23 protein-coding genes, 1 tRNA gene and 1 pseudogene are annotated in these 24685 nt (G+C 70.4%); 16 read left to right on the top strand and 9 right to left on the bottom strand.

Features of this window, described 5'->3' with window-relative positions:
* Positions 1 to 19: 19 nt before the first annotated feature.
* Entirely contained in the window at positions 20 to 1159 is a 1140-nt protein-coding gene (locus AB8A24_RS22645) for an alpha/beta hydrolase (protein WP_328965988.1), read from the bottom strand.
* Positions 1160 to 1391: 232 nt separating this feature from the next.
* Complete coding sequence (locus AB8A24_RS22640; RefSeq protein WP_328963481.1) at positions 1392 to 2054, bottom strand: TetR/AcrR family transcriptional regulator; 663 nt, start codon at positions 2052 to 2054, stop codon at positions 1392 to 1394.
* A 386-nt stretch (positions 2055 to 2440) separates the two neighbouring features.
* Between AB8A24_RS22640 and AB8A24_RS22635 the strand changes: the two genes are divergently transcribed.
* A complete protein-coding gene (locus AB8A24_RS22635; protein WP_328963482.1) occupies positions 2441 to 2842 on the top strand; it encodes a peptidase inhibitor family I36 protein in 402 nt (133 codons plus the stop codon).
* On the opposite strand, the gene AB8A24_RS22630 is transcribed toward AB8A24_RS22635, so the two are convergent.
* Both AB8A24_RS22630 and aceE read right to left on the bottom strand, forming a co-directional pair.
* Positions 2823 to 3650, bottom strand: a complete 828-nt coding sequence (locus AB8A24_RS22630) for a potassium channel family protein (protein ID WP_328963483.1) — start codon at positions 3648 to 3650, stop codon at positions 2823 to 2825. The genes AB8A24_RS22635 and AB8A24_RS22630 overlap by 20 nt on opposite strands.
* Positions 3651 to 3730: 80 nt before the next feature.
* On the bottom strand, positions 3731 to 6463 hold the full coding sequence (aceE, locus tag AB8A24_RS22625) for a pyruvate dehydrogenase (acetyl-transferring), homodimeric type (RefSeq protein ID WP_328963484.1): 2733 nt from the start codon (positions 6461 to 6463) through the stop codon (positions 3731 to 3733).
* A gap of 456 nt (positions 6464 to 6919) precedes the next feature.
* Here aceE and AB8A24_RS22620 point away from each other — a divergent pair, with 456 nt between their 5' ends.
* The 6 genes from AB8A24_RS22620 to AB8A24_RS22595 all read left to right on the top strand — a co-directional run bounded on the left by AB8A24_RS22620 (position 6920) and on the right by AB8A24_RS22595 (position 11489).
* Positions 6920 to 7345 carry a DUF3052 domain-containing protein gene (locus tag AB8A24_RS22620; protein WP_030715388.1) on the top strand — a complete coding sequence of 142 codons (426 nt, stop codon included), beginning with the start codon at positions 6920 to 6922 and terminating at the stop codon, positions 7343 to 7345.
* 152 nt (positions 7346 to 7497) lie between these two features.
* Positions 7498 to 7956, top strand: a complete 459-nt coding sequence (locus AB8A24_RS22615; RefSeq protein WP_030715385.1) for a peroxiredoxin — start codon at positions 7498 to 7500, stop codon at positions 7954 to 7956.
* 165 nt (positions 7957 to 8121) lie between these two features.
* Positions 8122 to 8697 carry a TerD family protein gene (locus AB8A24_RS22610; RefSeq protein ID WP_030715382.1) on the top strand — a complete coding sequence of 192 codons (576 nt, stop codon included), beginning with the start codon at positions 8122 to 8124 and terminating at the stop codon, positions 8695 to 8697.
* Positions 8698 to 8908: 211 nt separating this feature from the next.
* Positions 8909 to 9484 (top strand): TerD family protein, encoded by a 576-nt coding sequence (locus AB8A24_RS22605; protein WP_030715379.1) that lies wholly within the window; start codon positions 8909 to 8911, stop codon positions 9482 to 9484.
* Positions 9485 to 9509: 25 nt separating this feature from the next.
* The gene (locus AB8A24_RS22600; RefSeq protein WP_328963486.1) at positions 9510 to 10625 is read left to right on the top strand and encodes a DUF475 domain-containing protein; all 1116 of its coding nucleotides are present in this window, start codon (positions 9510 to 9512) and stop codon (positions 10623 to 10625) included.
* A 123-nt stretch (positions 10626 to 10748) separates the two neighbouring features.
* Positions 10749 to 11489 (top strand): Tellurium resistance, encoded by a 741-nt coding sequence (locus AB8A24_RS22595; RefSeq protein ID WP_030715374.1) that lies wholly within the window; start codon positions 10749 to 10751, stop codon positions 11487 to 11489.
* A gap of 75 nt (positions 11490 to 11564) precedes the next feature.
* Here AB8A24_RS22595 and AB8A24_RS22590 read toward each other — a convergent pair whose 3' ends face one another.
* Positions 11565 to 12338 (bottom strand): TerD family protein, encoded by a 774-nt coding sequence (locus AB8A24_RS22590; protein WP_328963487.1) that lies wholly within the window; start codon positions 12336 to 12338, stop codon positions 11565 to 11567.
* Positions 12339 to 12532: 194 nt separating this feature from the next.
* Between AB8A24_RS22590 and AB8A24_RS22585 the strand changes: the two genes are divergently transcribed.
* From AB8A24_RS22585 to AB8A24_RS22570, 4 genes are all read left to right on the top strand, one after another.
* A complete protein-coding gene (locus AB8A24_RS22585; RefSeq protein ID WP_369477348.1) occupies positions 12533 to 13699 on the top strand; it encodes an HpcH/HpaI aldolase/citrate lyase family protein in 1167 nt (388 codons plus the stop codon).
* 77 nt (positions 13700 to 13776) lie between these two features.
* Positions 13777 to 16413, top strand: coding sequence for a phosphoribosyltransferase (locus AB8A24_RS22580; RefSeq protein WP_369477346.1), 2637 nt, complete (start codon positions 13777 to 13779; stop codon positions 16411 to 16413).
* On the top strand, positions 16410 to 17240 hold the full coding sequence (locus AB8A24_RS22575; protein WP_328963490.1) for an HAD family hydrolase: 831 nt from the start codon (positions 16410 to 16412) through the stop codon (positions 17238 to 17240). The genes AB8A24_RS22580 and AB8A24_RS22575 overlap by 4 nt, the downstream gene beginning before the upstream one ends.
* Positions 17237 to 17896 (top strand): O-methyltransferase, encoded by a 660-nt coding sequence (locus AB8A24_RS22570; protein ID WP_328963491.1) that lies wholly within the window; start codon positions 17237 to 17239, stop codon positions 17894 to 17896. The genes AB8A24_RS22575 and AB8A24_RS22570 overlap by 4 nt, the downstream gene beginning before the upstream one ends.
* Positions 17897 to 17911: 15 nt before the next feature.
* Here AB8A24_RS22570 and AB8A24_RS22565 read toward each other — a convergent pair whose 3' ends face one another.
* The 3 genes from AB8A24_RS22565 to AB8A24_RS22555 form a co-directional block, all read right to left on the bottom strand.
* The gene (locus AB8A24_RS22565; protein ID WP_369477343.1) at positions 17912 to 18130 is read right to left on the bottom strand and encodes a zinc ribbon domain-containing protein; all 219 of its coding nucleotides are present in this window, start codon (positions 18128 to 18130) and stop codon (positions 17912 to 17914) included.
* A gap of 128 nt (positions 18131 to 18258) precedes the next feature.
* Complete coding sequence (locus tag AB8A24_RS22560) at positions 18259 to 18825, bottom strand: DUF4383 domain-containing protein (protein WP_328965989.1); 567 nt, start codon at positions 18823 to 18825, stop codon at positions 18259 to 18261.
* Between the two features lie 333 nt (positions 18826 to 19158).
* Complete coding sequence (locus AB8A24_RS22555; protein ID WP_328963493.1) at positions 19159 to 20487, bottom strand: hypothetical protein; 1329 nt, start codon at positions 20485 to 20487, stop codon at positions 19159 to 19161.
* A gap of 21 nt (positions 20488 to 20508) precedes the next feature.
* On the opposite strand from AB8A24_RS22555, the gene AB8A24_RS22550 reads away from it, so the two are divergent.
* Positions 20509 to 20583, top strand: a tRNA-Val gene (locus AB8A24_RS22550).
* A 154-nt stretch (positions 20584 to 20737) separates the two neighbouring features.
* On the opposite strand, the pseudogene AB8A24_RS22545 reads toward AB8A24_RS22550, so the two are convergent.
* Positions 20738 to 20937, bottom strand: a pseudogene (locus tag AB8A24_RS22545) (hypothetical protein); the annotation flags it as partial.
* Positions 20938 to 21589: 652 nt separating this feature from the next.
* Here AB8A24_RS22545 and AB8A24_RS22540 point away from each other — a divergent pair.
* The 4 genes from AB8A24_RS22540 to AB8A24_RS22525 all read left to right on the top strand — a co-directional run bounded on the left by AB8A24_RS22540 (position 21590) and on the right by AB8A24_RS22525 (position 24670).
* Positions 21590 to 21955 (top strand): DUF4288 domain-containing protein, encoded by a 366-nt coding sequence (locus tag AB8A24_RS22540; RefSeq protein WP_369477341.1) that lies wholly within the window; start codon positions 21590 to 21592, stop codon positions 21953 to 21955.
* Positions 21956 to 22686: 731 nt separating this feature from the next.
* A complete protein-coding gene (locus AB8A24_RS22535) occupies positions 22687 to 23166 on the top strand; it encodes a diadenosine tetraphosphate hydrolase (RefSeq protein ID WP_369477339.1) in 480 nt (159 codons plus the stop codon).
* 413 nt (positions 23167 to 23579) lie between these two features.
* Positions 23580 to 23768, top strand: a complete 189-nt coding sequence (locus AB8A24_RS22530; protein ID WP_369477337.1) for a DUF4352 domain-containing protein — start codon at positions 23580 to 23582, stop codon at positions 23766 to 23768.
* 263 nt (positions 23769 to 24031) lie between these two features.
* Positions 24032 to 24670, top strand: coding sequence for a hypothetical protein (locus AB8A24_RS22525; protein ID WP_369477335.1), 639 nt, complete (start codon positions 24032 to 24034; stop codon positions 24668 to 24670).
* Positions 24671 to 24685 lie beyond the last annotated feature (15 nt).

Genomic DNA, 24685 nt, shown 5'->3' with positions numbered 1-24685 from the left:
TTCCGCGCCTCTACGCGCGTCAGTCCTGCTCTGTCCCGGAAATCCCGCGTCGGCACGCATCGTTCCCGGTCGCACAGACAACGGAACCGAACGCGCCGGTTCCGATCTTGGCGAAGTTGTCCATCGAGTCCGTACCTGGCGCGAAATAGCCGGTGTGGCTCTTGGCCCGAGCCGAGGACAGCAGCCGCGCGCCGAACGCCGGGGACACCGGATCGGCGCCGTGGCCGAGGCCGCCGACCTCCAGGTGCGGAACGTCCGCGATCCAGTCGCCCTCGTCGCGCGTCGCCCAGACCCGCGCCGAGGTGTGCAGCCCGGCGACGTTCTCCGCGCGCATCCCGGGACTGCCCGCGACCACCACGTCGGTCACCCGGCGCGGCAGCTCGTGCGCCGCGACCCCGCAGACCACCGATCCGTAGCTGTGGCAGAACAGCGCCACGCTCGCGTCCCCGGGCAGGGCCGCGGTCAGGGCCTTCAGCAGGACGGCGCCGTCGACCGCCATCCGGCCCGTGGCGGCGTCCACACCGACCCCGGTGGGCGCGGTGTAGCCGGCCCAGGCGATGACCGCCGTCCGGCTGTCCGGATCGGCCGCGCGCTGGGCCTCGTACAGGGACTCGGCCATGCCGACCGGGGAGGTCAGGCGGCGCTGGGTGCGCTCGAAGGTGAGGACGTCGGTGTCGACACCCGGGACGATCACCGAGACCCGCTCGGCCCCGGAGAGGTCACCGAAGACCTCGGCCACGCGGCCGTCGCCCGTCGGGTCGAAGGCGAGGATCTGCCGGCCGGGCTCGGTGAGCGAGGCGAAGCGGTGGGAACGCCGGGTGGCCGTCGACCGGTCGGCCGGGGTCAGCGCGACGTCCTGACTGCGGGCCTCCTCGACCCGGCGCGCCTGCTCCAGGCCCTCCAGGTTGGCCCGGTAGCGGACCGCGGCGGGGGCCCCGTCGAGGTTGCCCACGACGAGCGGGTAATCGTCGGCGAGCCGGGCGCGCTCGGCACCGTCGAGGCCGGCGAAGAAACGGGCCACCGTCCGGGCGGGGGCGTCCGCGGGCGGCACCGGCCGGCCGTCGACCCGGGCCTTGGCCCAGGCGCCGAGGGCGGCGACCCGCATCGGGGTGCCCTCCTCCGGCCGGTGAACGGCCGTCCAGCCGGTGGTCGCCAGCATGATGAAGACCACCGCCAGCGCGAGCAGGGCACGCAAAGCGGCAGGGCGCGGGTCGGCGCCGAGGGCGGTGGGGTGGGCAAAGCCGGGCACGTTCACTGTGACCAGCCTATGAGACGTCTTACGCCACAGACGTGCCGGGTGACCGGACTCACGGCCGACCGTGGGACCGCGTGAGCTCCGAGCGGGCGACCCGCCGACGCGCCGGCGGAGCCGGACGGCGCGGGTCAGGGGGCTACGCGGACCCGCGCCAACTGGAGGTCAGCGCCGGGCCGATCCGGTCGAGGTACGTCTCCGTCAGCCTGCGGATCGACTCCACGCTGGTGTCCTCGCCCCGCCCCCAGAGCCGCCCTGTGACGCGCGTCACGCCACAGAACGCGGCGACGGCGACCCGAGGCCTCGGATCGGCGTCCACGTCCAGGCCCTCGCGGGCGCCGATCAGCCGGGAGATCCGTTCCTCGAGCTCCGTGGAGCGCCGCAGGTGCACGGCGAGCAGGGCCGGGGTGGACTCGATCAGCCGGTAGCTGCGCATGTAGAGATCGACCGGGACCACCTCGGACAGGGTCACCTCCACGGTGTCCCAGGCCGCGAGCGCCGCGCCCCGCAGGGCCTCGAAGGGGCCCTCGGCGGCCGGCCGGGCGTGCAGCTCGGCGACGAACCGCGCCTCGACCAGCTCCTGGAGGGCGAAGACGACCTCCTCCTTGTTGGCGAAGTACCGGAAGAAGGTGCGCTGGGACACGTGCACGGCGTCGGTGATCTCGTCGACGGTGGTGCGCTCGTACCCCTGGGAGAGGAACAGCACGAGGGCGGCGCGCAGCAACGCGTTCCGGGTGCGCCGTTTCTTGCGTTCGCGCAGTCCGGTCACCGGCGCGGCCGTCGCCGACCGCTCGTCGATCATCACCGCGGGGCTCCCTTCTGACGCCCAGTGGGCGGTCAGCGTACCGGTGGCGGGTGGGGTGGCGACCGCAGCGTTAAGCCGTTTGCGACGTGCCGCCCGAGCTCCTGGGGGTGCCCGCCGCAGCGCCCGCGCATGACACGTTCGGGGTCGGGTCCGGCCGGGTCCGCACCCGGGCCCAGGCGGCCACGGGCCCGGCCCGCAGGCTCCCGGAAGCGTCAACTCCGCACCTACGAGGGCCCTGTCGGAGGGTTCCGGCGGGGCTGTCGCCTATCCGGGTGGACCCGCCCGGGGCCTCTTCCGCCGGCCTGTCCGCGCAGGTCAGCGTGGTGTCGGCGGAGCTCCGGAAACGGTCCGGGCGCCCGCCGTCCACAAGGAGTTGACCCGTCATGCGTACGTGTCGAAGCACCCGCGCCACCACCACGACCACCCTCGCCGCGACCGTCCTGGCCCTCACCGCCCTCATCCCGAGTACGGCCGGCACGGCGCACGCCGCGGGCCCGCCGACGCTCGGGGCCTGCGCGAGCGGGCAGCTGTGCCTGTGGGCGAAACCGGACTTCAAGGGAGCGCGGCAGACGCACGAGCTCAGCACCCTGGACATCAACAGCTGCACCGCGCTGCCGGCCGGCACCAGCGCCCAGTCGCTCACCAACCGCACCGGGCGCCCGGTGACCACCTACCAGTCGGCCGAATGCGCGGAGACCGGCGAGTTCCAGACCTACCCGGGCGACGGGGTCTGGCTCCCCCAGTCGCCCTACCAGGTGCGGGCGTTCAAGGTGTGGGAGAGGTGACCTCCCGCTGCGCCGGGGCGTTCGGCGGGTCGGCCACCGGCATGGCCGCGACCCCGGTCGCAGCCGGGCCCGTGGTCGCGGCCGCCGCGCCGCCCAGCCGGGCGACCTCGCCGCGCAGCGCCCGTACCTCGTCCTGCAGCTCCCGGATGGCCGCCAGCTGGAGCATGTCCGCCCGGTCGTCGCGCTCGAAGCGGGAGATGAACCACGCGGCGATGTTGGCGGTCACCACACCGAGCAGGGCGATCCCGGACAGCATCAGACCCACGGCCAGGACCCGGCCGAGGCCGGTGGTGGGCGAGTGGTCCCCGTACCCGACCGTCGTCATCGTGGTGAAGGACCACCACACGGCGTCGCCCAGGTTCTTGATGTTCCCGTCGGGGGCGTCCCGCTCCACGCTGAGCACCGCCAGCGAGCCGAACATCAGCAGCCCCACCACGGCACCGGCCACGTACGTCGTCAGCTGGATCTGCGGAGCCATCCGGGCCCGCCGGCCCACCAGCATCAAGGTGGCGACCAGCCGCAGCAGCCGCAGCGGCTGTACGAGCGGCAGCACCACGGCGGCCAGGTCCAGCCAGTGGGTCCGGACGAAGTGCCCGCGGTCCGCCGCGAGGGCGAGGCGGACCACGTAGTCCACGGCGAAGGCCCCCCACACCACCCATTCGACGTAGGTGCAGGCCCCGTGCACCTCCGCACGCGCGTCGGGGGCGACGATGGGCACGGCGTACGCCACGGCGAACGCCACGGCGAGCAGGAGCAGCGGGGTCTGGCTCCGCCGCTCCCACAGCAGCTGGCGGGAGGGTTCCTTCATGCCGAGCATCGTAAGGAACCCGTAAAGGGGAGCGGGCCCCGGCCGAAGCCGGGACCCGCTCGCCGAGCCCACCACAGGCGCTACGCGTCGCCGCCCGCCGCGCCCGGGTCCGCCGCCGCCACGTTCAGCAGCTGGTACCGGTCGACCGCCTGCTTCAGCACCGAACGGTCGACCTTCCCCGCCCGGGCCAGCTCGGTGAGCGTCGCCAGGACCACCGACTGCGCGTCGATGTGGAAGAAGCGCCGCGCCGCGCCGCGCGTGTCCGCGAAACCGAAGCCGTCCGCGCCCAGCGAGGTGTACGCGCCCGGCACCCACCGCGAGATCTGGTCCGGAACCGACCGCATCCAGTCCGAGACGGCCACGAACGGCCCCTCCGCACCCGACAGCTTCCGCGTCACGTACGGGACGCGCTGCTCCTCCTCCGGGTGGAGCAGGTTGTGCTCCTCGACCTCGACCGCCTCGCGCCGCAGCTCGTTCCAGGAGGTCGCCGACCAGACGTCCGCCCGGACGCCCCAGTCGGCCGCCAGGATCCGCTGCGCCTCCAGCGCCCACGGCACCGCCACGCCCGAGGCCATCAGCTGCGCCCCGATCGTGCCCTCGGTGCCCCGCGACACCCGGTGGATGCCGTTGAGGATGCCGTCCACGTCGACGTCCGCCGGCTCGGCAGGGTGCTGGATCGGCTCGTTGTAGACGGTCAGGTAGTAGAAGACGTCCTCCGCCTCCGGGCCGTACATCCGCCGCAGACCGTCCTTGACGATGTGCGCGATCTCGTAGCCGTAGGCCGGGTCGTACGCCACGCAGCCCGGGTTCGTCGAGGCCAGCAGCTGGGAGTGGCCGTCCGCGTGCTGGAGGCCCTCACCCGTGAGGGTGGTCCGCCCGGCGGTCGCGCCGAGGACGAAACCGCGCGCCAGCTGGTCGGCCATCTGCCAGAACTGATCACCCGTGCGCTGGAAACCGAACATCGAGTAGAAGACGTAGACCGGGATCAGCGGCTCGCCGTGCGTCGCGTACGCCGAACCGGCGGCGATCAGCGAGGCCGTGCAGCCCGCCTCCGAGATGCCGTCGTGCAGCATCTGGCCGGTCGGGGACTCCTTGTACGCGAGCAGCAGGTCGCGGTCGACCGCCTCGTACTGCTGGCCCAGCGGGTTGTAGATCTTGGCGCTCGGGAAGAAGGCGTCCATACCGAAGGTGCGGTACTCGTCGGGCGCGATCAGCACGAAACGCTTGCCGATCTCCTTGTCCCGCATCAGGTCCTTCAGGATGCGGACGAAGGCCATGGTCGTGGCGATCGACTGCTGCCCGGAGCCCTTCCTGGCGGCCGCGTACGTCGTGTCGTCCGGCAGCTGCAGCGGCTTCGCGCGCACCACACGGGTCGGCACGTACCCGCCCAGCGCGCTGCGCTGGTCGTGCATGTACTGGATCTCGGGGGAGCTCGGGCCCGGGTGGTAGTACGGCGGGGCCCCACCCTCCAGCTGCGCGTCCGTGATCGGGATGTGCAGGCGGTCGCGGAAGCGCTTGAGGTCGTCGACCGTCAGCTTCTTCATCTGGTGCGTCGCGTTGCGGCCCTCGAAGTTCGGGCCGAGCGTCCAGCCCTTGACCGTCTGCGCCAGGATCACCGTCGGCTGGCCCTTGTGGGCCTTGGCCGCCGCGTAGGCCGCGTAGACCTTCTTGTGGTCGTGACCACCGCGGCCCAAGTGCTGGATCTGCTGGTCGGACATGTTCTCGACCATCGCCCGCAGCCGCTGGTCACCACCGAAGAAGTGCTCACGGATGTACGCGCCCGACTCGGTGGCGTACGTCTGGAACTGCCCGTCGGGCGTGGAGTTCATCTTGTTGACGAGGATGCCGTCGCGGTCCTGCGCCAGCAGCGGGTCCCAGGAGCGGTCCCAGATCAGCTTGATGACGTTCCAGCCGGCACCGCGGAAGATCGACTCCAGCTCCTGGATGATCTTGCCGTTGCCGCGCACCGGGCCGTCGAGGCGCTGCAGATTGCAGTTGACCACGAAGGTCAGGTTGTCCAGACCCTCACGGGCGGCGATCGACAGCTGGCCCAGCGACTCCGGCTCGTCCATCTCGCCGTCGCCGAGATACGCCCAAACGTGGGACTTGGAGGTGTCGGCGATCCCGCGCGCCTCCATGTACCGGTTCATCCGCGCCTGGTAGATCGCACCCAGCGGACCGAGGCCCATCGAGACGGTCGGGAACTCCCAGAAGTCCGGCATCAGCCGCGGGTGCGGGTAGCTCGACAGGCCGTACGGGGCCTTCGACTTCTCCTGCCGGAAGGAGTCGAGCTGCTGCTCGGTGAGCCGGTCCAGCAGGTACGCGCGGGCGTAGATACCGGGGGAGGCGTGCCCCTGGAAGAAGATCTGGTCGCCGCCGTCGCCCTCGTCCTTGCCCCGGAAGAAGTGGTTGAAGCCCACGTCGTAGAGGGAGGCGGAGGAGGCGAACGTGGCGATGTGGCCGCCGACGCCGATACCGGGACGCTGGGCACGCGAGACCATGACGGCCGCGTTCCAACGGGTGGCGTTGAGGACCTTGCGCTCGATCTCCTCGTTGCCCGGGAAGAACGGCTCGTCCCGGGTGGCGATCGTGTTGACGTAGTCCGTGCTGCGCATCTCCGGCACGGCCACGCGCTTCTCACGGGCCCGTTCGATCAGCCGCAGCATCAGGTAGCGGGCCCGCTCACGGCCCCGCTCGTCGACTGCGGCGTCGAGGGAGTCGAGCCACTCCTGCGTCTCCTCCGGATCGAAGTCCGGGACCTGACTCGGCAGGCCGCCAATGATGATCGGATTGCGATCGGATGCGGAAGCCACGCTGTTCCTTCGCTGTCGGGGGAGTCGTGCCTGGGGTTCGCCGCCTCCCATGCTCTTACGCTGGGCCGAAATCTTCATCTTTACCACCGGGTAATCCCTGGAAACCGCAGGGAACCCGGGAGGGAAGGATCGGCGGGGATCCGTCGCGAGTCCGGCGAACCGCACCTTACGCCCAGGGCGGGCGCCGACTTCGCAAGGCCGTTCGTCCCTCAAACAGGTAGGAAAGACCCAACCGTCGACGATGATGCCGAATGAGCTGGAATGGTGTGGGATGAATCACGAGAGGTGCACACGGGAAGGCTGAAAGTTGCGGCGAGACGGCCGTAATCGTCACCGTTTCGACGGTCTCGGCGGCCGGGTACTTGCGCGATCCGCCGCGCCCGTGTGGACTACGCCCAATGCTGCGCGTACGCGCGCCGCCGAAGACATTCACCGAACATGAGCAGGAGGCACCCCGTGAGCGCGACCGCGGACCACGCGGAGAGCCTGGCCGCCCGGCTGGGTTTCCAGTCCGAACAGGTGGTCCAGGAGATCGGCTACGACGACGACGTCGATCAGGAATTCCGTGACAGCGTCGAAAAGGTCGTCAGCGAGCTCGCCGACGAAGACTACGACGACGTCGCCGACGCGGTGCTGTTGTGGTTCCGCGACGAGGACGGCGATCTGACGGACGCCCTGGTCGACGCGACCGAGCTGGTCGAGGACGGCGCACTGATCCTGCTGCTGACCCCCAAGACGGGCCGTGACGGCTACGTCGAGGCCAGCGACATCAGCGAGGCGGCCGAGACGGCCGGCCTCTCCCTCGCCAAGGGCCTGCCCGTCGGCAAGGAGTGGACCTCCACCAAGCTGGTGACGCCCAAGGCGGCCAAGGCCAAGCGCTGAGCCGAGCCCCGCAGTGATGCGGACACACGCCCCGCCGCACCGGGTCATCCCGGTCGGCGGGGCGTGTGCGTTCACGGCCCGGAGCCGGGCCCATAAGGTGGGACCACCCGAACAGCCCAATGCGGGGATGCGGGAACGAAGGGATGCGAGAGATGGCGATCGAGGTCGGCGACAAGGCCCCGGACTTCGAGCTCAAGGACAACCACGGCCGGACCGTGCGGCTCTCCGACTTCCGGGGCGAGAAGGCAGTGGTGCTGCTCTTCTACCCGTTCGCCTTCACCGGCGTCTGCACCGGCGAGCTGTGCGAGCTGCGCGACCAGCTCCCGCGCTTCCAGAACGACGACGTGCAGCTCCTCGCCGTCTCCAACGACTCCGTGCCCACCCTGCGGGTCTTCGGTGAGCAGGAGGGCCTGGAGTACCCGCTGCTGTCGGACTTCTGGCCGCACGGGGAGACCTCGCGCGCCTACGGCGTCTTCGACGAGGACAAGGGATGTGCGGTCCGCGGCACCTTCATCATCGACAAGGACGGCGTCGTGCGCTGGACTGTCGTCAACGGACTGCCCGACGCGCGTGACCTGAACGAGTACATCAAGGCACTCGACAGCCTCTGAGCGCGCCGGCATGGGCCGTACACGCATTTTCCCTGCGAAAACCGCTTACAGGCGGGAACCCGTCACTAGGATCGAAACGTTGATCCGGTAGCTCCCCCGGTCACAACCGGGAGGACCCCTGCACGACGGGGCACCGCCCCACACACAGAACCCAATGGAGGACCCGTGGGAGTCAGCCTCAGCAAGGGCGGCAACGTCTCGCTGACCAAGGCCGCGCCTAACCTGACGGCGGTCATCGTCGGTCTGGGCTGGGATGCTCGCACCACCACCGGTGTCGACTTCGACCTCGACGCCAGCGCGATCCTGACCAGCGACCAGGGCAAGGTCACCAGCGACGCGAACTTCGTCTTCTTCAACAACCTGAAGAGCCCCGACGGCTCGGTGGAGCACACCGGTGACAACACCACCGGTGAGGGCGAGGGCGACGACGAGGCGATCAAGGTCAACCTGGCCGGCGTCCCGGCCGACGTCGCCAAGATCGTCTTCCCGGTCTCGATCTACGAGGCCGAGAGCCGCCAGCAGAGCTTCGGCCAGGTCCGCAACGCGTACATCCGCGTGGTGAACCAGGCCGACAACAGCGAGCTCGCTCGTTACGACCTCTCCGAGGACGCCTCGACCGAGACCGCCATGGTCTTCGGCGAGCTGTACCGCAACGGTGCGGAGTGGAAGTTCCGCGCCATCGGCCAGGGTTACGCATCGGGCCTGCGCGGCATCGCGCAGGACTTCGGCGTCAACGTCTGAGTCCGAGAGCAGTCCGTCCGTCCGGCGCCGTGCACTGTGTGTACGGCGCCGGACCGGCTTTACCCCGTGGACGCCACCGCGGGCGGCACACCGCATCACCGGCACCACCGGCCACCCGCACCACCGGCCACACCGCACCACCGGCACCACACCACTCGCACCACCGGCACATCGCCATACCGCCACACCGTCGTCCGGGGAGGACCACAACATGGGCGTCACACTCGCCAAGGGGGGCAATGTCTCCCTCTCCAAGGCCGCACCGAACCTCACCAGGGTTCTGATCGGTCTCGGATGGGACGCGCGCTCGACCACGGGAGCCGACTTCGACCTCGACGCCAGCGCACTGCTGTGCAACAGCGGTCGGGTGCTGGGGGACGAGTACTTCGTCTTCTACAACAACCTGAAGAGCCCCGACGGCTCCGTCGAACACACAGGGGACAACCTCACCGGCGAGGGTGAAGGCGACGACGAGTCGATCATCATCGACCTCACCAAGGTGCCGGCGGCCGTGGACAAGATCGTCTTCCCGGTCTCGATCCACGACGCGGACTCCCGCCGGCAGAGCTTCGGCCAGGTCAGCAACGCCTTCATCCGCGTGGTGAACCAGGCCGACGGCCAGGAACTGGCCCGCTACGACCTGTCCGAGGACGCGTCCAGCGAAACCGCGATGATCTTCGGCGAGGTCTACCGGTACGGGGGTGAATGGAAGTTCCGTGCGGTGGGGCAGGGGTACGCGTCGGGGCTCCGAGGCATCGCTCTAGACTTCGGGGTCAACGTTTCGTAAAGCCGTACAAGACGATGGGGTGCCAGTGGTTCTCAAAACCTTCGGCTGGTCGTTCGCAATCACTGCGCTCGGTCTGGTCGCAGCGGTGTTCTACGGGGGGTGGCAGGCCTTCGGTATCGTGGCGATCCTGTCGGTCCTCGAGATCTCGCTGTCTTTCGACAACGCGGTGGTCAACGCCGGGATCCTGAAGAAGATGAATGCCTTCTGGCAGAAGATCTTCCTCACCATCGGCGTACTCATCGCGGTCTTCGGTATGCGACTGGTCTTCCCCGTTGTGATCGTCGCGATCAGCGCCAAGATCGGGCCCTTGGAGGCCGTGGACCTCGCCCTCTCCGACAAGGAGATGTACGAGCAGCTGGTGACGGACGCCCACCCGTCCATCGCCGCCTTCGGTGGCATGTTCCTCCTGATGATCTTCCTCGACTTCATCTTCGAGGACCGTGACATCAAGTGGCTCGCCTGGCTGGAGCGCCCGCTCGCCAAGCTCGGCAAGGTCGACATGCTGTCCGCCTGCCTCGCGCTGATCGTCCTCGTCATCGCCTCGATGACCGTCGGGGCCAACGCCCACCAGCACGGTGGCGTCCACGTGGACAAGGCCCAGACCGTCCTGATCTCCGGCATCCTCGGCCTGATCACCTACATGATCGTCGGCGGCCTCTCCGGCTACTTCGAGAACAAGCTGGAGGAAGAGGAGGAAGCCGAGCACGAGGCCGAGGAAGAGGCCAAGAAGTCCGGCAAGCCCGTCACGGCCGTCGCCATGGCCGGCAAGGCCGCCTTCTTCATGTTCCTCTACCTCGAGGTCCTCGACGCCTCCTTCTCCTTCGACGGAGTCATCGGCGCCTTCGCCATCACCAACGACATCGTGCTCATGGCCCTCGGCCTCGGCATCGGTGCCATGTACGTCCGTTCGCTGACGGTCTACCTGGTCCGCCAGGGCACCCTCGACGACTACGTGTACCTGGAGCACGGCGCGCACTACGCCATCGGCGCGCTCGCCGTGATCCTGCTCGTCACCATCCAGTACGAGATCAACGAGATCATCACCGGTCTCGTCGGCGTGCTGCTCATCGGATGGTCCTTCTGGTCCTCCGTGCGCCGCAACAAGCGCCTGGAACTGGAGGGTTCCACCGCCGAGGCATGACCGTGGCGGTAATGCGGAACGCTCCATCTGCGGGGCGGTCCACCGGGTCCACGGACCCGGCGGGCCGCCCCGCTTCCGTAGGCTCAGGGCGTTTCAGGGGATCAGGGGACCAGGGGGTAGGGGATGGGCTTCTTCGACGGCATCATGGGCAGCCGGGCCGTGCAGTTCCAGTCGGGCAGTGCCTCGTCGAACGCGATCGAGCTGACCAAGCGACATTCGACGGTGTCGCTCACCAAACAGGGGGCCGTCCACGGCAATCTGCGCGTCAATCTGTCCTGGCGCATGCGCACCTCGGACATCGGCGGCCGCTCGGGGCAGAGCGGCCAGCTCTTCCGGCACCCGTTCAAGCTGTTCAAGCCGGACATGGTGCAGGCGCACACCCAGGGCATGGTCAATGTCGACCTCGACATGGGCTGCCTGTACGAGCTGGAGGACGGCACGCGCGGCGCCGTACAGCCGCTGGGGAACCTGCTGGGCGACCTCAACGACCCGCCGTACGTGAAGCTCAGCGGGGACGACCGGTTCGGCTCGGCGTCGGGGGAGACCCTCTACGTCAACCTCGACCACGCCGACGAGATCAAGCGGCTGCTGGTCTTCGTCTACATCTACGACCAGACGCCGGCCTTCGACCGGACGCACGCCATGGTGACGCTCTACCCCGTCACGGGGCCGCGGATCGAGATCCCGCTGGACGAGCGGCACCCGCAGGCCCGGTCCTGCGCGGTCGTCTCCCTGGAGAAGGTCAAGGGCGAGCTCGTGGTGCGGCGCGAGGTGAAGTTCGTGTACGGGTTCCAGGCCGAGCTGGACCGGCTCTACGGCTGGGGGCTCCAGTGGGGGCGGGGCTACAAGAGCACCAAGAGCTGACCGGGGCCCCGGGACGCGGGAGCGTCGCGGGGCCCTCGGCGGGGTCGTCGGCGGCCCTGTCGGACCGCCGCTGCGTCAGCGGCGGATGAACTGCGGGCCCTGCACCGGCAGCCGGAAGGACGGATCGCCGCCCGGACCCGGCACCGGGGCCGGGGACACGGGCTGCGGGTACCCGTAGGCGGGCTCGACGGGCGGCGGGGCCTGCGTGGGCGGAGCCATCATCGCCGTCTGCTCGGAGGCGGGCCCGGCGCCGGGGCCGGCACCGACGCCGGCCGCGGGGCTCGCGTCCGGCTCGGCGGCGGCGTTCTCGTCGACCGAGATCCCGTGGTCGGTCGCCAGCCCCACCAGTCCGTCGGAGTAGCCCTCGCCGAGGGCCCGGAACTTCCACCCCTCGCCCCGCCGGTACAGCTCCCCGCAGATCAGCGCCGTCTCGGCGCCGGTCTCGGGCCGTACGTCGAAGTAGGCCAGCGGTTCGGAGCCGCCGGTCGAGGTGGCGTCGTAGAGGAGGATCCGCAGGTCGCTGACCCGCTGGAACGGGACGTCCTCGGCGGAGGCGACCACCAGGATCCGGTCCACCGTCGGCGTCACCGTGCGCAGGTCCGCCTGGACGGCGTCGGTGATCGCGTCACCGATCTGCTTCTTGCCGAGTCGCCAGACGGCCCCCGAGGGGTGCCGGGGCTGGTTGTAGAAGACGAAGTCCTCGTCCGAACGCACCCGGCCGTCCGGGCCGACGAGCAGCGCCGAGGCGTCCACGTCCGGCACCTCGGGGCCGCCGGTCCAGCGCAGCACCGCCCGGACCGCCACGGCGGCCACCGGGATGTTCGAGCCCTTCTGCATCGCGTGCGTCATGCACGTCATCCTGCCCTCCCGGGGTGGACAGGGACAATGCGGCCCCCCGTAGGGCCTTGTCTCGAACGCGAGACCTGGGCATGGTGCAAGAGGGTTACCTGAACTTCATGTGCTTGAGGAACTCTTGACTCACGTTCGTACGTACTATTACCGGCCATGCCAGTTGGGCCGCCGAGGCAGTACGGGGGAAGCACATGCGTCACTTTGGGCACATAACGCCCACCGTCCGTAAGGACCTCTTCCACCAGGAACCGGCGGAATTCACCGGAGCCTCACCCTCCCGCGTCCTCGCGGCGGCACTGGGAGCCACGCTCTACAGCCCGGCCACCCGGCCCACGCTCGCCGCCGACATCCGCAAGCAGGCCGGCCGCGGGGTCGTCTCGATGGTCCTCTGCCTGGAGGATTCCATCAGCGACGGCGATGTCGCCGGGGCCGAGGAGAACCTCGTCCGGCACTTCTCCGAGCTCGACGCCGATGGCGCGGCGCTCCCGCTGCTCTTCATCCGTGTCCGCACGGCCGAGCAGATACCCGACCTGGTGCGCCGGCTCGGCGGCTCCGTACGGCGCCTGGCCGGATTCGTACTCCCGAAGTTCGACGAGACGCGGGGTATCGCCTTCCTGGAGGCCGTCGCGGAGGCGGAGGCCGTCGCCGGGGTCCCCCGCCTGTACGCCATGCCCGTCCTGGAGACCCCGGACCTCCTCCACCTCGAAACCCGCGTCGAAGCCCTCGCTGGCATCTCCCGCACGGTCAACAGCCACCGCGAGCGCGTCCTGGCGCTGCGGCTCGGCGTGACCGACTTCTGCTCGGCCTACGGCCTGCGGCGCACGCCCGACATGACCGCCTACGACGTCCAGATCGTGGCGGGCGTCATCGCGGACGTCGTCAACGTCCTCAGCCGTGCCGACGGCACCGGCTTCACGGTGACCGGGCCCGTCTGGGAGTACTTCCGCAGCCAGCAGCGCCTCTTCAAGCCCCAGCTGCGCCGCAGCCCCTTCCTGGAGGAGGGCGTGGAGGAACTGCGTACCGCCCTGATCGAGCACGACCTGGACGGACTGCTGCGCGAGATCGAGCTGGACCGGGCCAACGGACTGCTCGGCAAGACCTGCATCCACCCCGCCCACGTCACGCCCGTGCACGCGCTGTCGGTGGTCTCGCACGAGGAGTTCTGCGACGCGCAGGACATCCTGCGGCCCGAGCGCGGCGGCGGCGGAGTGATGCGCAGCGCCTACACGAACAAGATGAACGAGGTGAAGCCCCACCGGGCCTGGGCCGAGCGCACCATGCTGCGCGCCGAGGTCTTCGGTGTGGCGAAGGAGGAGGTCGGCTTCGTCGACCTGCTCACGGCCGGGCTCCAGGTGTGAGCACGCCCGCCGGTACCCCTGCCGGCACCCCTGCCGGTACGCCCGCGCGGACGCGGGCCCGGGCGCGGACAATGACGATGACGAGGAAAGGCAAGACGATCGAAGCGGTGTGGTCGGGTACCTGGGTCGCGGACCGGCTGGGCGTGAGCCTGCAGGACTCCGGCGACGGCCCGCGGCTGACGGAGCTGCTCGGACTGGCCCTGCGGCGCAACCCCAAGCGCGCCCACCTGCTGGTCTCGCAGGTCCTCGGCAAGCACGTCCCGCAGTCCCCGGAGCTCGTGTACGGGGCGGGCTTCGGCCTCGGTGAACGCGTACGGGAGCTGCTCGGCGAGGAGGGCGCCGCCGCTGCCGTGGTCCTCGGCTACGCCGAGACCGCCACCGGCCTCGGCCACTGCGTCGCCGACGGCCTCGGCCCGGCCCCCTACCTGCACTCCACCCGCCGCCCCGTGGTCGGCGTGGAGCAGGCCGGCGGCTTCGAGGAGGCGCACTCGCACGCCACCTCGCACCTGCTGCTGCCCGAGGACCCGCGGCTGCTCGCCGGCACCGGACCGCTGGTCCTCGTCGACGACGAGTTCTCCACCGGCAACACGGTCCTGAACACCATCCGCGACCTGCACGCCCGCCACCCGCGCTCGCACTACGTCGTCGTCGCCCTCGTCGACATGCGCTCGGCCGCCGACCGCGACCGGCTCACCGCCTTCGCCGCCGAGCTGGGCGCGCGCGTGGACCTGATCGCCCTCGCCTCGGGCACCGTCTCCCTCCCGGACGGCGTCCTGGCCAAGGGCCAGGCGCTGGTCGAGGAGTACGAGGCACGGGTCGAGCAACATCAGCCCCTCCGGCGTTCGAGCAGCGGGGCCCACGGCGAAGCCCCGGCGGACGGCCCCGGCGAAGCCCCGGCGGACGGCCCGCGGCCGATCACACGCGTCGACCTGGACTGGCCGGCGGGGGTTCCCGACGGCGGACGCCACGGCTTCACCCCCGCCCACCGCACGGCGCTGGAGGCCGCGCTCCCCGCGCTGGCCGGCCGGGTCACCGCCGCGCTCGGCACCGAACCCGGGCGGGTTCTCGTACTCGGCAACGAGGAGCTGATGTACGCACCGCTGCGCCTCGCCAAGGCCCTGGAGGAGGCGGGGGCGGTCCGAGAGGTCCGCTTCTCCACCACCACCCGCTCGCCCGTCCTCGCCGTCGACGACCCCGGCTACGCCATCCGCACCCGGCTGGTCTTCCCGGCCCACGACGCCCCGGCCGACGGCCCCGGCGACCGCTACGCCTACAACGTCCGCGGAACGGACGGCGCCGGTTTCGACGCCGTCGTCGCCGTCGTGGACTCGGTCGGGGACACCCCCGAGCTGCACACCGGACTGCTGGCGGCCCTCGCCCCGCACACCGGCCACGTCGTCCTGGCCGTCGTCCCGTCCTACACACCCGACCGGCGGGAGCCGAAGCCGATCATGACCGCACCGACCGCACCGACCGAGCAGACCGCACCGACCGAGCAGACCGAGCAGACCGAGTCGACCGGGTCGCCCGAGCAGCCCCAGCAGACCCTGCGGACCGAGTCGACGCCGGCGACCCTGCGCGAGCCCCTGCGCGGCCCCGCCTTCTCCTCGTACGCCGCCGAGGACGTCGGCTGGCTGCTCCAGGACTTCTCCGACGTCGAACTGGAGGCGCCGACGGAGGAGCGCGAGGAGGCGATACAGGCGGGCGGGGCGCACTACGCCGAGTCCCTGCCCGTCGAGTACCAGCCCTCCCCCCAGTACCAGGAGCTGTACGCGAGCGCGCTGGCCGCCTCCGCCGTCCGCGTGGCCCGAGCCGTCGGCACGGTCACCGAGACCGTCCTCGCCGAACGCTCCCCGTCCCCGGTCCTGGTCTCCCTGGCCCGCGCCGGCACCCCCGTGGGCGTCCTGATGCGCCGCTGGGCCCGCGCCCGCCACGGACTGGACCTGCCGCACTACGCCGTCTCCATCGTGCGCGGCCGCGGCATCGACGCCAACGCCCTGCGCTGGCTGGCCGCCCACCACGACCCGGCCGACGTCGTCTTCGTCGACGGCTGGACCGGCAAGGGCGCCATCACCCGCGAGCTGAAGATCGCCCTGCAGGAGTTCCCGGGCTTCGACCCGGAGATCGTCGTCCTCGCCGACCCCGGCTCCTGCGTGCCCACGTACGGCACCCGGGAGGACTTCCTGATCCCCTCCGCCTGTCTCAATTCCACCGTCTCCGGTCTCGTCTCGCGTACGGTTCTGAGGTCCGACCTGGTCGGTCCCGCCGACTTCCACGGCGCGAAGTTCTACCGCGAGCTCGCCGGAGCCGACGTCTCCGTCGCCTTCGTCGACACCGTCGCCGCCCACTTCGACGAGGTGGCCGACGCCGTCGACGAGGAGGTCAAGGAGCTCCTCGCGGCCGACCGCACCCCCACCTGGGAGGGCTGGGCGGCCGTCGAGCGGATCAGCGAGGAGTACGGCATCCACGACGTGAACCTCGTCAAGCCCGGCGTCGGCGAGACCACCCGCGTCCTGCTGCGCCGGGTCCCGTGGAAGATCCTGGCGCAGCGCGGCGCCGGGGCCGACCTGGACCACGTACGGCTGCTCGCCGAGCAGCGCGGCGTCCCGGTGGAAGAGGTCGACGGGCTGCCCTACACGTGCGTAGGACTCATCCACCCCCGATACACGCGCGGCGCCACCGGCGCCGACGGAAAGGCTGTGGCCTCGAAGTGACAGTCCTCGTAGCCAGTGATCTCGACCGTACGCTCATCTACTCGACGGCCGCCCTCGGCCTGACCATGCCCGACCCGGTGGCCCCGCGGCTGCTGTGCGTGGAGGTCCACGAGAGCAAGCCGCTGTCCTACATGACGGAGACGGCGGCGGGACTGCTGGCGGAGCTGACGGCCGATCCTTCGGTGGTCTTCGTCCCCACCACCACCCGGACCCGCAAGCAGTACCAGCGCATCCGCTTCCCCGGCCGCCCGGCCCCGTACGCCATCTGCGCCAACGGCGGGCAGCTCCTCGTCGACGGGGTACCGGACCGGGACTGGCGGCGGCAGGTCGCGGCGCGCCTGGCCGAGGAGTGCGCCCCCCTGGAGGAGGTGCACCAGCACCTGCTGGCCGTGGCCGACCCGGCGTGGCTGCGCAAGGCACGCCTCGCGGAGGACCTCTTCGCGTACCTCGTCGTGGAGCGGGACCTGGTCCCGGACGAATGGCTCAAGTCCCTGACGGCATGGGCCGAGGCCCGCGGCTGGACGGTCTCCCTCCAGGGCCGGAAGATCTACGCGGTCCCGCGCCCGCTCACCAAGAGCGCGGCGATGCGCGAGGTCGCCCGCCGTACCGGAGCCACCACCACCCTCGCGGCCGGCGACTCGCTGCTGGACGCGGACCTGCTGCTGGCGGCGGACGCCGGCTGGCGCCCGGGACACGGCGAACTGGCCGACGCGGCCTGGACGGCGCCGTCGGTGACCGCGCTGGCCACGGCGGGCGTCCTGGCGGGCGAGGAAATCGTGCGCGCATTCGCCCAGGAGGCGGCCCGACTGGGCAGACTGGACGCATGACCAAGGGCAACAGCACCAAGATCACAGACGAGCTCTACCGGTACATGCTCGACCACAACCCCCCGCTGGACCAGGTCCAGCGGGGGCTGGTGGCGACGACGTACACGAAGTTCCCGGACGTGGCAGGGATGCAGTCGGCGGAGGAGCAGGGGCCGCTGCTGGCTTTCCTGGTGCGCCTGACCGGCGCTCGCCACATCGTGGAGGTCGGCACCTTCACCGGCTTCTCGGCCCTGTCGATGGCCCAGGCGCTGCCCGCCGACGGCCGCCTCATCGCCTGCGACGTCTCCGAGGAGTGGACCCGGTACGGCCGGCAGGCCTGGGAGGACGCGGGCGTCGCGGACCGCATCGAGCTGCGCATCGCACCGGCGCTGGAGACCCTGCGCGCGATGCCGACCGAACCGCACATCGACATGGCCTACGTGGACGCGGACAAGCAGAGCCAGATCTCCTACTGGGAGGAGCTCGTGCCGCGACTGCGTCCGGGCGGCCTGATCGTCACCGACAACACGCTGTACCACGGCACGGTCCTCGACGAGTCGGCCACCGGCGCCGCGGCAGGCGTCCGCGCCTTCAACGACCACGTGTCGGCGGACCCGCGCATGGAATCCGTCCTGCTCGCGATCTCGGACGGCCTGACCCTGTCGCGCAAGCGCTGACGGCCCCGACCGGGCTCAGCCGCAGCCGCCGCCGCCACCGCAGCAGCCGCCGCCCCCGCCGCCCATCGCGGGCGCGGGGGCACTGCTCGTCCCGCCCACGGCGACGGCGGACAGCAGCTTCACGGTGTCGGAGTGCCCCGCCGGGCAGTCGGCGGGCGCGGAGGACTCGGCCATGGGCCGGCTGACCTCAAAGGTGTCGTCGCAGGTCCGGCAGCGGTAATCGTATCGAGGCATGCGCACAGGCTAAGCGCGCCCGGCGCCCGGGCGCTACGTACGGCGCGGCTACGACCACGTACGGCGCGGCTGAGGCACGTACGGCGCGGCTACGGCACGTACGGCGCGGCTACGGCACGACGGCGCGGCTACGGGCAGCGGCCGTGCATGACGGGGGTCACGGGGGGCCGCCCCTGAACGCGCCGCACCCGGTCCTCCCGGGCCGCCTGCTCGGGGTGGCGGGCCCGCCAGTACGGATTGTCGTGCGGCAGGGCGCTGCCCACCCGCCCGTACATCCCGAACCACATCAGCATCACGCCGACGACGAAACTGAACAGCACGTTCTGGATCTTGAAGGCCAGGAAGTTCAGCTCCGTGTCCAGCAGCGCGAGATTCACGAACCCGCTCGCGATGAAGAGCACGCCCAGCACGATGTTCAGGGTCGAGGCGAAGGTTCCGCCCACCACCATCCCGTAGATCAGCAGGGCGCCGATGCAGATCGACAGGACGCTCAGCGCCCCGTTGGTGTTCAGGGCCAGCACCGTGTCCCCGCCGGTGTCGAAGAACCCGATCTGGTCGACCAGCCCCAGGATCCCGAACACGACCAGGAGCAGGCCCATCAGCCCCGCCCCGACCCGGTACACCTGGCCGAGCTTGTGATCGGTCGGCAGATGATCGTCGAGCTGCGCGTTGACGGGATGCAGTACGCGTCCCATGCGCCGGGAGACCGTGTCCGCCAGACGTGGCGGGGCGGGCGCGTCCGGATCGGGCTCATGGGCGACGTAGGGCGCGTAGTGCTCGTGCGGTTCCGTGCACCCGTACGCCGCATGAGCCACATAGGGCTCATGGGTCACAGGAGGCTTCTTGTAGGTGTGGGCAGCCATGGTGCCCTCCTCTGCTCCGTTCCCGGCACCTCCCAGCATCCGCCGCCGGCCGCCCGGAAACAACCGGGTGCCCGCCAGGGGGCGCCGCGGCCGCGACGAGGCACCGCGGCCGGAGGCCCCGGACGACCCGCGCTCAGCGGGCAAGTACCGAACGGGACGGACGGCCTAGCCGTGCCCGCGCTCGGCCCGGATCCCGGTCACCACCCGGTTCACGGAAGCCCGTACGTCCGCCATCTCCAGCAGGAACGCCCAGTAGTCCGGATGCCGCCCCTCCAGCGCCGAAAGCGCCCGGGTCACCCGCGCCACCGCATCGTCCAGCGGCCGCGCGTGCCGCGGATCCGGCACACTGCGCCCCGCCATCGCCAGCCGCTGCGCATCCCGGATCGCGAAACGGGTCCGGTCCACCTCCGCCTGCGGATCCCGCGCCACCGCCTCCAGCCGCGTCAGCCGGTCCTGCGCCGCCGACACCGCCTCGTCCGTCGCGTCCAGCGAGCCCCGAACCGCATCGATCAGCGCCCCGACGTCGGCCCACCGCTGCTCGTCCCGGGCCTGCCCGGCCTCCCGCAACTGCTCCTCGGCCCGCGCCACGTCCCGTACCGCCTCGTCCGGCACGTGCTGCAGATCCTGCCAGCAGGCCGCACTGAACCGCCGCCGCAGCTCACTGAGCACCGGATCCACCCGGTCCGCCCGGTTGCGCAACGCCTGCGCCCGCGTCCGCAGACTCACCAGCCGCCGGTCGATCTCCGCCGCCCGCTCGGGCAGCCGCGCCGCCTCGGCGCGTACGGCCTCCGCGTCCCGCAGGATCCGGTCGGCACGCTGCACCGTTTCCTGCACGCCGTGCTGGGCCGCGCCCTGGTTCAGCTTCGTCAGCTCCGGGCCGAGCGCCGCCAACCGCGCCGCCAGGTCATCGGCCCGTATCCCCTTGGCCCGTACGGCGTCCAGCGCGTCACTCGCCCCGAGCAGCGCAGCCCTGGCCCGCTCCCGGGCCGGAGCCACCCGCGCCAACTGCGTCTCGGCCTTGTCCAACAGCGGCTGCAGCCCCTGCGCGAACCGCTCCAGCTCCCCCTGGACCCGCACCAGCTCGTCCCGGGCCCGGGTCAGCTGCTCCCGCGCGCGCGTGGCGACCGAGGCCTCCAACTCCGCCCGGTCCAGGTCGTGCGCGTCGACCGCCTCGATGTAGACGTGACTGACCTCGTCGATCCGCCGCCCCAGCGCGGCGAACCCCTCGGTCGCCTGCCGCGCGGCGGGCGACCCGTCCGCCGCCGCGATCGTCTCGATCGAGATCCGCAGATCCCGCTGCGCCGTGTCCAGCTCGTAGAACGCCGCCGCGGCGGCATCCTTCGCCGCCTGCGCATCCGCCCGCCGACTCTCGTCCCGCCCGCCGAACCACCGCCGGGATGCCGTCGTCACAATCCCTCTCCCGTGCCGCGTCCGCCGTGCCCCGGTCCATTCTCCCCCACGCGAACGGGTTTGCGTGGGGGGTGTGCCCGCCATGTAGGCTGTCCACTCATCCACGGGTGCGTAGCTCAGGGGTAGAGCGCTGCTCTTACAAAGCAGATGTCGGCGGTTCGAAACCGTCCGCGCCCACCAGTCGAAAGGCCCCCAACCGATCATGGTTGGGGGCCTTTCGCATGCCACATCGACGCTGCGTGACGTCCGTGATCGACATCCAATGGCTGGGCCGGACACCGGCGTGTCGATGCGGGCTCGAAGGCATCGGCGTCCTCCTCGTGCCTCGGACGGCTTCGATATTGTCGACGGCGGTCGAGATTTCCCGACCGGACGGCCCTCGGATGTAGGCGAGTTCCACCCAGTATTCGTGGAGCACGGACGCCGACACGTTCTCGTTGACGACAGCCATCAACTCGCCCTCAAGGCCCGATGCGACGTCCCGGACGCGCTTGCGGAGCAGGCGATGGGTACGTACTCGCACTGCTCACTCATCGGGTGCGTCCCACTCCCTTCCCGGCGGAGCGCAGGAACCGCTCCCAGCCTGCGGCCGCACGAGCCGTCAACTCAGGGCTCGGACCTGGCGACGGCTGTGGCAACGACGGGAGTAAGTGGTGCTGCTCATCTGTGCTGTTCATCGTCACAGGAAGAGCATGTGCGGGCACCTGCGGGGGCGGACAGACCAGCACATGGCCATCTGCGGCCACGTAGCGGCCAAGGCGGCGCACGGGCGCGATGGCACCCCACACCGGGGCGATGAGCCATCGGAATCGACGCGCTCCGCACTGCTCGGCTCCGCGTGGCTTGGCGCACCGTTGACGCAGCGGCCGCCGCGCTCCAGGCGCACGGGCACAGGCTTCTCAAGGATGCCCATTTCACTGTCTCACCGCGGACGTGGCGCCGGTGGGAGGGCCGTCAGGGGCAGCGGGGCCGGCCTCTGGAGGAACCGCCCAAGTGCTCCATGACCCGCTCGGGCGATGGCTGGAGGACCTGGGATTCACGTGCGGTGGGTGTGGGGGTGGGGCTGCGGGACCACGACCAGGTTCAGGCCGTGGATTGGGGAGCCAGTGTGGCGGCTGCCCGCCGGCACCGCGGTCCTGATCCCGAGGGCAGCACGGTCTGGGAGGGCGCGAACTAGGGTGCGCTCGTGATCTCTACAGACCCTGCCTTCGGGCTCAGTTGGTTCAGTTGCCGCATCCGCTTCGCACATATGTCGAGCGGCAGTAACGTCCTTCTCTATTCGGTATCGGTGTTCCTGTTCCAAGCCGACGACTACGCGGCCGGCCTGCAGAAGGCGCTGGCCCGAGGGCGCCGGGAAGAGAAGATCTACACCAATGCGGAGGGCGGCACGGCCAGGATCGCCATGGTCGAGGTGGAAGCGCTGGACATGCTGGACGCCATCGAAGACGGCGTCGAAGTCGCCTGCCTCTGGTCCGACGACATCGTTCCGAACCCGTTCCCGATGGACTTCACCTTCCAGCCGGCAGCATCCAAGCCCACCAACTCCGTGTGAGCCGGCGTCGCCCGGACGACCGAGAAGTCGGCGTATGCCTCAGCGCCTCATCCACAGTCTTGACTATTGCTCCCGTGTGCCCTGCCGTGCTCTCGTGCGCGTCTTCCCGGCCCCTTCCCGGCCTGCGTAAACGGCGAGACGCTGCCGGCGTCATTTGGCTGCTCGAGAGGGAGGCGGTAGGGAGTGACTCAGCCGAGGTGTGGAGCTCCGAAGAAGGGTGGTGGCCGGTGCACGAGGCCGGCCATCGTAGGCAGCGGCCAGTGCTACCAGCATCAGGGCAAGTGGACAGCCCGCGGGGCGGCAGACCGCGAGGAGGCGGAAGCCAAGGCGAAGAAGCAGGCGCTTCGGAGGAAGAAGTGGTCCTGGTGGTAAGCGCTGCTGACATCCACAGCTGACATCAACATCGGTGGATCGTGGCACTCGCGAGCGGCCGAGGACAGACTCTGCAGCCTGGGGTAGGCGCGTGAGTCGTTGTTCTTGGGCGAGCTGCGAAGCAGATGTCGGCCGTTCGAAACCGTCCGCGCCCACCAGCGAAAAGGCTCCCGATCGATCTTGGTTGGGGGCTTTCGCGTGCCACATCGACGCCACATGACATCCACGATCGACTTGCGTCCAGATACGACACCTACAGGTGCGGTTCTGGGGGCATCGGGCGGCCTGACCTGGGTGATGTCGACGTGCACCGGCGTGCCGTGGCGGGTTTCATGATCACCGGTGGGTAGGTTCTGGCCATGACTGGTGACTGGCGGAAGGACCGGATCGGAACTGCGCTGCGGGGGCAAAACCCCACGGTGCTCAGGCGCTTGGACGCCGGGTTCGCGGCGATCGGCGATGTGCAGTTCCTGCCGGGCTACTCGGTGCTGCTGGTGGACGACCCGGCGGTGGAGAGGTTGTCGGACCTGCCCCGGGACAAGCGGCTGGCGTTCCTGTCCGACATGGACCAACTGGGAGAAGCGGTCGAACGGGCCTGCCGCCGACTGGACGGGGCTTTCCGTCGCGTGAACCTGGAGATCCTCGGCAACACCGACGGCTTCCTGCACGCGCACGTATGGCCGCGCTTCGAATGGGAGCCCTCCGACCTGGTGCGCATGCCCGTGTGGCTCTATCCCCGCACCAATTGGAGCGACGAGCAGCACGCACTCGGCCCGCAGCACGACCGGCTGCGCGAGGCGATCGGAAGCGAGCTGGACCTGCTGGGCTCGAAAGCGTGACGAGAACGGCCAGGAGTACCGCACGCCGCGAGCCCCACGTCCGTAGCCGCGACGGCCGACGCCTCACCGCAAGTTCGCGCTGAAGGATGCCCGCTGTGCCCGCAGGAATCGCTCTGCGTTTCGATCGCGTGTCCACCAAGCGGTCGCACAACGACCTCAGGCTGCGCATCGGCTCGTACCGGCAGAAATGCGACTCCTACTACATCGGCCTACATCGGCCCGGACGAAGCACCCACGGCGCCGGGCGGACTCGGGGCCAGGCTCGCGCGCCTGTTGGACCGGTGGAGTTCTCGGATCGCGGGACTCAGGAAGGTCGGCGGCACCGCCTACCTGCCCTTCGACTTCTCCGACCGGTGCACGGCATGGCTGCGGGTCTCGTCGGAAGACGGGCAGGCCGCGGGGGTCCAGGCGGGTTGGCGGACACCGCCGCGGCGATCCATCTCGACGGCAGCGAGTCGTTCCTCGAGCAGATCAACCCCGGCAGCGTCCTCGACGGGATCGTCGTCTTCGACATTCCGAAGGGTGCGGATCCCGCGCGCATCGAGTTGCACGACTCGATGTTCAGCGGTGGCGCCACCGTCGATCTGACCCGCCGGAGTTGACGGGCTGCTGCGGGCCCGTCGTGAACCGCGAAGACCCCCGGCCGGTGAGGTCGGGGGTCTTTCGGGTCAGGCGTTGGGGCGCTTGCCGTGGTTCGCCTTCTTCTTCTTGCGGGCCCGGCGCTTGTTGCCTCGCTTAGCCATGCTGGTCTCCCTCGTCGGTGACTCTTCATGCCTCGGTCAGTCTAGGTTCGGTGCGGTTCATTCGCATTTGGGGAGATGGATGCTCCCTTGGCCGGCGGTTCCCGGCGTGGGATCGTCGGGGCATGGGCGAGCTCGCGTGGGGTGGGTTGGTCGTGGCCGTGGTCGCCGTGGCGCTGGCGCTGATGGAGCGGTCCCGGGGGGTGCGGTTCGAGCGGAAGCGGGAAGAGGAGCGGGCGCGACTGCTGGCGAGCCTCGCCGAGCCGGAGCAACGGCCCACCGCCCTGCCCGGCGGGGGGAAGTTCCAGGACGTCGGCGGGGTGCAGCACCCCGCGGCGCAGACCGGAGAGCGACGGGACGACTTCACGCCGATTCTCGTGGAGTACTACGCCTACGGGCTGACCCAGGCGCGCAGCAGCTTCGCGACCAGCCAGCGGTTCGCCGGGGTCGGAGCGGCGATCCTGCTCTTCGGGGTCGGCCTGGCCGTCTGGAAGGCCGAGGGCGGCGGGGAGCTGTACCTGGGGATCGTCACGAGCTCGGCGGGGCTGGTCATCACCCTGATCGGGCAGCTCTTCCACCGGCGGGCCGACATCGCGCTCAGGCACATGGCCGACCAGACCGCCTCGCTGCGCGACGACCGGCGGGCCGCCGAGACGACCCAGCAGGCCATCGAGCTGCTGGACGCGGTCGAGGACCCGGGGCTGAGGGCCCGCCTCCAAGCCGGTTTGATCATGAAACTTTCCGGGGCCGAGCTGCCCCGGTAGCGGGATAGTAGGGGT

The organism is Streptomyces sp. BF23-19 (assembly GCF_041106355.1).
Classification (GTDB): Bacteria; Actinomycetota; Actinomycetes; order Streptomycetales; family Streptomycetaceae; genus Streptomyces; species Streptomyces virginiae_A.
The sequence above is the reverse complement of the archived record's forward strand: the minus strand, read 5'-3'. Positions and strand labels throughout refer to the sequence as shown.